Origin of the sequence: Prevotella sp. P3-122 (assembly GCF_002251365.1) — a bacterium.
In the GTDB taxonomy this organism is placed as follows: domain Bacteria; phylum Bacteroidota; class Bacteroidia; order Bacteroidales; family Bacteroidaceae; genus Prevotella.
On record NZ_NPJH01000096.1, the window covers coordinates 1 to 1,081 of the forward strand.

The 1,081-nt window shown below is 30.7% G+C and carries 1 protein-coding gene; it reads left to right on the forward strand.

The features are described 5' to 3' along the window. Positions 1-123 precede the first annotated feature (123 nt). On the forward strand, positions 124-1,081 hold a 958-nt coding region (locus CIL02_RS15250), incomplete at its 3' end, for a hypothetical protein (RefSeq protein WP_141210270.1).

Sequence of the window (1,081 nt, forward strand, 5' to 3'; positions counted from 1 at the left end):
ATGAAAAAGATTTTAATATTAGTACTATTAATAAATTGTTGTCTGAGCGCATTTTGTGAATCTATGCGAGAGGTTGGGGGCAATAAGGTTGTTGTTAATAAGTCAACAATCTCTATTGACGGATTGAATACAAAGAGATCTTTCTATGTAAAGGTGGACGAAGAAGGCTCATATTATTTAAATCTATTTATTCTTGGAGGAAAATCACTTTCTGGTATATTGAAAGAATATCCAATTATGATAAATGGTATTTGTGTAGATACTATTGTATCAAAGAAACCAAGTTGGCATAGTTTTAATTCTTCAAAACCGTATATGTTTAAACGAGGTGATAATATTGTTGAGATATTTGATTCAGCTCCACATGTAGCAAATGTAGATAACATATTTCTCACACAACACCAAATCATAAATTCAGAAGACTCTGTAAAATATACAGAGTATGTAAATTCTATAAAAACCAAAAACTCTCCGTTACGAAATATTCCTTCAGAGTTGTATGATAAGAGTTTTAATCTTTTTGGTGGAGATGAAACAAATTTTCCATTTGTTGCTTCGTGCATGGCCGGTTATAAGGCGAAATATACCTTTTCACAAATGGTTAGATGTGAAGCAGGAGATACTTTGACGGTATATACTAATCCAACTATAGGTGGGCCATATGTTGTTGATGTATATAATTATTACAATCCAACTTTGTTATCACAAACATTATATGATTGTTATTGTGATTTCATAGGAAAAATCCCAATTAATATAGATGGTTGGTATGAAGTAAGATTAAGAGGATTGGATGGCGAATATGATGATGATGGAACATGTGATATCGCGATTAATGGAGAAATGTATGTGGATGTACCTTTTTCTAATGTTGATATAGAGATGCCGATTTCCTGTTATTCAGGAAACCTTATTTTTGCATGTAATAATATAGATATAATTCCCTCTCTATCATACCAAGATTTTGGTAATAGATTGGTAGATAATGGGTATTATCAAATGTCTGGAACAAAGTATATAGATATTGAGAATATTAATTTAGTAAAATCGATATCTGTTTATTCAAATAGCCCTATAAAAC